This window comes from Winogradskyella sp. ECml5-4 (assembly GCF_036903175.1).
Lineage (GTDB): Bacteria > Bacteroidota > Bacteroidia > Flavobacteriales > Flavobacteriaceae > Winogradskyella > Winogradskyella damuponensis.
Window position 1 is genome coordinate 1 of record NZ_JAYJLF010000053.1, and the last position, 1,589, is coordinate 1,589.

Below are 1,589 nucleotides of genomic sequence, written 5' to 3' on the forward strand. Positions count from 1 at the left end.
TTTAAAAATCTTCCTACGTCGATTTTAAAATCACATCATTTTTAGAAACTTAAAAGACCTCGAAGAAAGCTACAATGTTTGGTGGGTGACCGAAAGTCGGCAATATTAATCACAACGGTCTCGTATAACCGTCAGTTACGGGATTAAAGTTACTGATTTTCGGTTTAGCACAGATGTTAGCAATTCTGAGTGGATTCGGACGTAGTCGAATCCGCCGTAATTGCGGTTATACATTGTTGGCTACAGTATTTTTATTTTTCAGCCAATTCTTTTTCATCAGTTTCATCAGGTGAGAATCGTGCAATTAACATTGGTGTCAAAATACAAACAATTCCGATTATTGATTTCAATCCGAAATCTCCTATGAAATTCATTACAATTAAATAAATTCCGCAAGTCAGAAAAATTATATTAACCAGTTTTTTGTCCCAAACAAAACCTCCAACCAAGTATGCGGTTCCGATTAGAGTGAACATTCCAGCGTTCAGAATTTGATTCGTTTCGTCACTGTAATTCAGAAACCAATTTGATATTTTTCCGATTAAAACAATTCCGATAAGTATTAGAAAAATTTTATGTAATATTTTTTTCATTTCGATTGCGTTTTGTTTTGATATTGTAGCCAACGGTCTAGTATAACCGTCAGTTACGGGATTAAAGATAATGATTTTCGGTTAAGCACTGACGTTAGCAATTCCGAGTGGATTCGGACGTAGTCGAATCCGCCGTAATTGCGGTTATACATTGTTAGCTAACGTTTTTATCTTTGTCAAAAATATCTGGAAAATTTTCTTTCATTTTCTTTTCCATTTGTGAGTTTATATAATTGTTTAGGGTTTTATTAAATCCGATGTCTTTTCCTGTAATTTTTTTTAAATGCTGTTCATATGATTCTCCAAATTCATCTATTGTTTTAGTAATTAAGTCAAGCATTTTTTCGGATATCGAATTCAATTTCGCCGACTGTTTTAATTCATCTTCACTTTTAAGGCTTTCTACAAGGTTATCAAACTCTCTGATTAATAGTTTATCAATCATTAACTTTAAATTTGTAAATGCCATTTTCAAAACAACTTCTGAACTAAAGTTTTCGTCATTTATTTCTAAAGCCTGTTGATAGTTTTTCTCTAAATCCGAGTCAAGTTTTAGGATTTTATTTTTTTTATTATTACCAATTACTTGGAAAACCTTTTCAAATGTTGTGGCCTCAATATTATGTATAAACTGGTTTCTGATTTCCATAAATAAAATAAGAAGATTGTATTCTTCTTTATTTATTCGGTCCAAATCATAAAGTAAGTCAGCTTTTGTTTTGAATGAAAGTGAAGAACTTTTATTACTCAAGGTTTTTGAATCCGATTTTGGAATTCGAATAATTTCTTTGAGTATTTTACTCAATAAATCTTCAATCTCAAGAGATTTATTTAGAATGAATAGTCTTATGTTGTTTGATTTTTTCAAATGTTAGCTAACGTGTTTGTATATGGTTTGTTGCGTGTTTTAAGCACCTAATTTAGCAAATAAAAACCGAATAGAAAATCCGAGAGGATTTTCGTAAGTAGGCTAGAACTAGCAATAAATTATATACG

The 1,589-nt window shown here is 31.0% G+C and carries 2 protein-coding genes; both read right to left on the reverse strand.

Features of this window, described 5'->3' with window-relative positions; translation table 11 throughout:
• Window positions 1–251 precede the first annotated feature (251 nt).
• Window positions 252–593 (reverse strand): hypothetical protein, encoded by a 342-nt coding sequence (locus VDP25_RS17550; RefSeq protein WP_334471931.1) that lies wholly within the window; start codon window positions 591–593, stop codon window positions 252–254.
• 154 nt (window positions 594–747) lie between these two features.
• Window positions 748–1,461 (reverse strand): hypothetical protein, encoded by a 714-nt coding sequence (locus VDP25_RS17555; protein WP_334471932.1) that lies wholly within the window; start codon window positions 1,459–1,461, stop codon window positions 748–750.
• Window positions 1,462–1,589 lie beyond the last annotated feature (128 nt).